Raw genomic sequence first — 6000 nt, forward strand, 5'->3', positions numbered from 1 at the left:
TTCCGGCAGCCATGAACAGGGAAGACCTTTATCTCGATGCTGACGCCCACCCGCTGCCACCAGCACACCCATTCACAGGGGCAGTACGACCGGTACCGCATCCGGCCTCCGGAAGCCCGTGACGACCTCCGGAGGCCGACCGGTGTCCGGGTAGCACGGATCATGCTGGAATGCATTCGGATCCGTCACCGTTAGTGCACCACGTGATAAAAACTTGGTGCGCGGGCGGCGTTGCTGGTGAGATCGTATATTGGGTGATGATCGGGGCAATGTAGTTAGAGCCGCCGCCACCACCGCCGCCTCCGGAGTCGTCCGATGCGCCGCCGCCACCGCCGCCGAAGTATCCGCCTCCCCCGCCGCCTCCGGGGTCGTCATCAAATCCTCCGCCGCCCCCAGTGCCATTTGCTCCGTCGGCCCCCTGCTTGTTGGGAACGCCACTCGTACCACCTGCGCCGCCGGCAACCAGTGTTCCCGCACCACCCCCGCCTGCTCCTCCTTGACTGTCTGCACCCCTCACCCCCACGTCTCCGCCCTCACCAGCATCCTTGTCACCCCAGGAGGCACCCCCGCCACCACCACCAGCGCCAGCAAAGACTAGCGGTGTGCCATTCGCCATTTGGAAAATGCTTGCTCCGCCGCCCCCTCCAGCGCCAGCCTCGTCATCGTCTCCACTTCCGCCCCAACCACCTCCATTGAAGCCGCCCTGCCCACCCTGGATGCCCTCGCCGTTCTGGCCGTTACCTCCTACATAAACACTTGCAGTGGACTGGCCGCCGAAGGCCGATGCCGGGATTAGAGCGGTGATATCACCTGCCCTGCCGCCTGGCCTCCCATTCTCACCGTTGCCGTTCCCACCCTTGCCACCCACTACGCGCACCTTGAAGGTCACGTCTGGTTCAACAGCAAACATGTACATGCCCTGGGACGTGGCCAACCACGTACATGTTCTGACGTTCTGGAAACTCGTGCAATTGAGCACCGGGGCGGCACCAGCGTCCTGTGACTCGTCTACCGAGCTTTGTGAGGCGGCGGTGCGACCAATCACGTTGCTCGAGATGAGATTGTCGCGGCCGGCGGTATTAATATCGCGGCCAGACACCTGATTTCCGTCACCGAAAACCACGGGGGGAAGTGGCCCCTCAGCACCCATGGCCGCGTGCGGCGAAATCACCACAACCGCGATAGCGGTCACGATACTCCGGGACATCCAGTAAGGCTTCACCAGGCGAATCCTCTCATGTATAGCGGATCAAGCCCCCATCAGACTTCCTCGATACCGACGAGCTCCGACAACACAGCCTCCTCGAGAACGACTTCACCGACACGGCGTAACACGACGAGCCTCTCATTGGCTGCGTGGAAGGTCCTCACAACTTCAGCACTGGTCCCGCCTACGGGGTCGCGCCCAGAATGAGGTGACCCCTGGGGTGTGGACACTCTGACAATGGATCTTGATGGTCCGAGGAAGGGTGTCCTGGTGGGACGTAGGTCTCCGTATCCGGAGGAGTTCAGGAATGACGCGGTCGCGCTGTTTCGCGCGGCCGCTGGTCGGCGCACGTATGCGGCTGTGGGGGTGACCGGCGAGACGTTGCGGTCCTGGGTGCGTCAGGCCGATGAACAGGCCGGCCGTGTTGGTGGCCGCGGCCGTGACAGCGAGGCGGCCGAGAGTCGGGACGAGGAGCTCGTGCGGCTGCGTGCCGAGCTCGGCCGGCTACTGAAGGCCGAGAAGGAGTGGGAGCTCGAGCGGGAGATACTGCGGCGGGCGGCCCAGTATTTCGCGAAGGAGATGAGGGCATGACCGGCCGCTGGACCTTCATCTCCGTCCACCGCGCCGACTTCGGCGTGCAGCGGATATGCCGTGTCCTTCGGGTTTCGCGCTCGGGCTTTTACCGGTGGCTGGCCGGCGTCGAGGCCCGTGCGGTCCGCCGCGCGGACGACGACGCCCTGGTCGCGGAGATCCGCGAGATCCACGCTAGCCACAACGGCACCTACGGGGCTCGCCGCGTCCACACCGAACTGCGCGGGTTCGGGCCCACGGTCAACCGCAAGCGCGTCGAACGGCTCTTGCGCCGCGAGGGGATCGAGGGCCGGCACCTGCGCAGGCGCAAGCGCACCACCGTTCCCGACCGGCTCGCCCCGCCCGCCCCGAACCTGGTCCGACGCGATTTCACCGCCGGGAACCTGGACGAGAAGTGGTGCGGCGACATCACATACGTGCAGGTCGGCGGCACATGGCTCTACCTGGCCTTCGTCCTGGACATCTGCTCGCGCCGGGTACTCGGCTACTAGATGGCCACGCACATGCGGACCGAGCTGGTCACCGACGCGCTCACGATGGCGGTGGCCACCCGCGGCGGCCGGGTCGAGGGAGTGATCTTCCATGCGGACAGGGGCTCGCAGTACACCTCCGCGGCGTTCGCCCAGGTCAGCGACGGTTTCGGCATCCGCATGAGCATGGGGCGTGTCGGGTCGAGCTACGACTGTCAGTCTTTTCGCGCCGGATCCCGCAAGGATCGGGTAGTCCCGGCCGGGCTGGTCTGACTCTTGCTATGACTGACCCTGAGGGTGTCCTGGCGTTGATCTGTCGACCGCCCGGCCGGGCACGCAGCAAGCGCTGCCGCCGGACGGACGTGACCTGGAGCCGACTCACCAAAGCGTCCCCGTGACAGTCCTGTCCGTCCGACCGGCGACAGCGTGACCTCCCACGCTACCGGCCGGAAGGAACATCGTGCAGACCATCGAGCAGCCCAGGTCCGGGCACGTCGTCGTCGGCGTCGACACGCACAAACACGTACACGTCGCCGCCGTGATGGACACGATCGGCGGGATCCTGGCCACCTTGACCATCCTCACCCACACCGGGACAGGGCCGTTGACCGTACAGACGGTAGGTCCAACAGGGTGTGTTGCCGATGTGGTTGGCGCTGTCTTGCGGGGGGCTGTACATGGTGCGTGTTGACTGTTCTTGTTCGCGGGTTCGTGGCCTAGTCCGTAAGGAGTTCGTTCAGTGAATCGTCGGCTTTCTCGTACTACCGTGACGGCTGTCACTTTGCTTCTGTGTGGGTCTTCTGTCGCCTATGCGGCGGTCGAGCCGCCGCCTCCGGGAATCCACGGCAACGGCAATCAGGTCGCCGGACGTGACATCAACACGGCGGGCCGTGACAACATTATCGGTTCAACAATCAACACCACCCCTGGTACGCCCCCCAACGCTCCGCCGGTGTCCGAGGAAGATGATGTAGCCAGCTCCGTAACCCCACAGTGTGACCCCCCGTCATCTCCCCAGCGGCACTGTTCATGGGTGGCGACCTCTCGCGGGTCCTATCAGTTCCAGGTACCTACCACTAGGGGCCTGACAAAGATTGATGTGGTGGCCGTCGGAGGAAATGGAGGCAATGGTTCGGGCGCTGACGGTGCCGAAGGTAACTACGGGGACTCCGTTTCGGCGACGTTTCCGGTCGGCAGTGGCACCATCCAGGGCGGCGACAACCTCTTCGTCTACGTCGGCGGCAATGGGCAGGCCGGAGGTTTCTTCGGTGGCGGAGGCAGCGGCGGATTCAACGGTGGCGGCAAGGGAGGCAGCTCAGGCAGTGACGTGTTCTTTGCTGGCGGCGGGGGCGGCGGAGGGGCGAGCGATGTTCGGACCGTCCCGAGGGGGCTGGGAGGCTCTCTCGCATCGCGGCTGATCATTGGCGGCGGGGGCGGTGGCGGGGGAGGAGGTTCCGTGCTGCACAGCCCGGGTGGCCTGGGTGGGGGTGCTGGCTATCCGACGGGGTTGCCCGGCCTTCCCGCGCTCGGAGGGAGTCTGAGCGAGGGCGGCCAGGGGGGAGGCCAGTCAAGTGGCGGTGCAGGAGGCGCAGGTGATGTGCCAGGGTTCAACGGGTCCCTGGGTATGGGTGGGGCGGGTGCAGGCCTCAATGACGGTGGTGGTGGCGGCGGCGGCGGCCTCTACGGAGGAGGGGGCGGGAGCGCGAACTCCGGTGGCGCAGGTGGAGGAGGCGGGTCGGACTACGTCGCCCCTATGGCTCAGAACCCAGGCTACTCTGACGCGAATATCGGCCACAGGGTGGTGATCACCTGGTGCACCACGCCATCGGGGAGCGCTTGCACTACGTGAGTGAACCCTTTTCATCCTGGCGCTGAAGGGGTGAACGTGCAGGTGAGGCGGGGTGTCGGTGACGTGGCAGGGCCCCTGGTCGTTGGCGTGGTGACTTCACTCAGCACACCGGCGTCCGAGGGGCCCTGTTGGTTCCGTATTGTTCCATGCTCGACGTCCCCCACGAGCTTGTCGAGCATGTCTCGTGGCTGCTGCATGCCCGTCGGCGGGAGCTGAACTCTCCCTGGCGTCGCCTGGGTTGTTTCAAACAGGCCCTCATGGCCCTGGCCCATCTACGCAAAAACGAGACGTTCCCGCAGCTCGCAGCCGGTTTCGGTGTCTCCACGGCAACGGCCTGGCGGTACGTCGACGAGACCCTGGATGTGCTCGCCGCGTGGGCCCCAGGCCTCCACGAAGCCCTGGTGGGTCTGGGTGAAGGCGACTTCATCATCGTTGACGGCAGCCTCATCCCGACGGACCGCGTCGGCGCCGACGAGCCGTACGACTCGATGAAGCACCGCCACCATGGGATGAACGTGCAGGTCATCGCCCGCCCGGACGGCACACCCCTGTGGTTCTCCCGTGTGCTGCCGGGCCGGACCCATGACCTGACCGCGGCCCGGGCCCACGGCATCGTCCAGGCCTGCCTGACCCGGCAGATCCTCATCCTCGCCGACCGGGCCTATCAGGGAGCTGGCGCCACCGTCCGCACCCCCTACTACCACCACAGCATTCAGCCTGCCCACTACCAGCAGTTCAACCGCGACCACGCCCGCCTCAGAGCCCCCGGCGAACGCGCCTTCGCCCTTCTGAAATCGTGGAAGATCCTCCGACGGGCACGATGCTCGACCAACCGCATCGGCATCATCGTGAAGGCTATCCATACCCTCCTGACCTGCACCTATTCAGGATGAAAAGGGTTCATTGTCTCTTCGGGGCTGTCTCCCGATTCGTGCGGTGTGCTTCCGGCTAGATGGCGGATCTCGGTGAAGGCCCGGGCGGCCAGGAGTGCGGCTATGTCCCGGTCGAGCTCGGACTCGCGGCGTCTCATGCCGCTCCTCCTGTCCGGCTGTGACCGGCGCGTTCCAGGACGCGGTATACGGTGGCGCGGTCTACGGAGAACACCTCCATCGGTTCGGCGATCAAATTGTCGCCGGTGGCGTGCATGCGGACGCGTTCGGCCGCGGCATGCTGGCACCTTGGGCTGGCGGCCCATGAGTTTGCCACGGGCGCGGGCAACGGCCATGCCCTCGCGGGTGCCCATCTTCAGCAGGTCGGCCTCGAACTCGGCGAAAACGGCAGGCATGTTGAAGAACATCCTGGACATGGGGTCGGCCAGGTTGTAGGCGCTGCCTCCCAGGGAGAGGCCGACGCCGCGGGCGACCAGGGTGTTGCCGATGTTGCCGGCGCGGACGGCGCCGGACCCGCAGCGCCACGGATTGAGCGCGCGCCAGGGTTATCAGGCGGCGGGGCCGCTGTCGCTCTGGAGTTCGTTTACCCACAGCCGCGCCGCCGTGAGGTTCGGGGCGGTGCCGACGGGTTCGTACGCGAACCCGTTCCATTCTTCCAGGACGCGCGCTTCGTCGGGCCGGAGGTGTCCGGCGCCACCGTGCACGGGCCGGTGGCGGCGGTGGATGTCCATCGGGGGCCGGCGGCGTTTGTCGTACGCGGCGAAGGGATCGTCGGTATCGATTCGGGGGACGGCGCGGGAGGGTTGGTTCGGGGGGCCGGGTCGGCGGTGCTTGACCATGTCTCGATGCTCTCAGGCCGCGATGGTAGTGGGGCGTGCGGCGGCGAGTTCCCGCGCTGTCGCGCGTACGTCGTGGACGACGGTGGTCTTGTAGGGGCGGGCGGCGTCCAGCAGTGTGTTGAGCCGGGACGTCACCAGGGTGGAGTCGATGCGG

6 protein-coding genes and 1 pseudogene are annotated in these 6000 nt (G+C 66.2%); 4 read left to right on the top strand and 3 right to left on the bottom strand.

All coding sequences use genetic code 11. From position 1 onward, the window contains the following. Window positions 1-160: 160 nt before the first annotated feature. The gene (locus tag ACZ50K_RS35425) at window positions 161-1207 is read right to left on the bottom strand and encodes a glycine-rich protein (protein WP_468911127.1); all 1047 of its coding nucleotides are present in this window, start codon (window positions 1205-1207) and stop codon (window positions 161-163) included. 222 nt (window positions 1208-1429) lie between these two features. Between ACZ50K_RS35425 and ACZ50K_RS35430 the strand changes: the two genes are divergently transcribed. The 4 genes and pseudogenes from ACZ50K_RS35430 (at window position 1430) to ACZ50K_RS35445 (ending at window position 5010) form a co-directional block, all read left to right on the top strand. Then, window positions 1430-1798 (top strand): transposase, encoded by a 369-nt coding sequence (locus ACZ50K_RS35430; protein ID WP_468911117.1) that lies wholly within the window; start codon window positions 1430-1432, stop codon window positions 1796-1798. Next, a complete protein-coding gene (locus ACZ50K_RS35435; protein ID WP_468911120.1) occupies window positions 1795-2289 on the top strand; it encodes an IS3 family transposase in 495 nt (164 codons plus the stop codon). Before ACZ50K_RS35430 ends, ACZ50K_RS35435 begins: the two co-directional genes overlap by 4 nt. Further along, window positions 2290-2541, top strand: coding sequence for a DDE-type integrase/transposase/recombinase (locus ACZ50K_RS35440; protein ID WP_468911122.1), 252 nt, complete (start codon window positions 2290-2292; stop codon window positions 2539-2541). It begins immediately after the preceding gene. A gap of 1663 nt (window positions 2542-4204) precedes the next feature. Further along, window positions 4205-5010, top strand: a pseudogene (locus ACZ50K_RS35445) (transposase family protein). Here the strand turns inward: ACZ50K_RS35445 and ACZ50K_RS35450 are convergent. Both ACZ50K_RS35450 and ACZ50K_RS35455 read right to left on the bottom strand, forming a co-directional pair. Further along, window positions 4998-5495 carry a recombinase family protein gene (locus ACZ50K_RS35450; protein WP_468911130.1) on the bottom strand — a complete coding sequence of 166 codons (498 nt, stop codon included), beginning with the start codon at window positions 5493-5495 and terminating at the stop codon, window positions 4998-5000. The pseudogene ACZ50K_RS35445 and the gene ACZ50K_RS35450 overlap by 13 nt on opposite strands. Before the next feature lie 60 nt (window positions 5496-5555). Beyond that, on the bottom strand, window positions 5556-5846 hold the full coding sequence (locus tag ACZ50K_RS35455) for a DUF6087 family protein (protein WP_468911123.1): 291 nt from the start codon (window positions 5844-5846) through the stop codon (window positions 5556-5558). Window positions 5847-6000: the final 154 nt, after the last annotated feature.

The organism is Streptomyces sp. NPDC033845 (assembly GCF_055576225.1).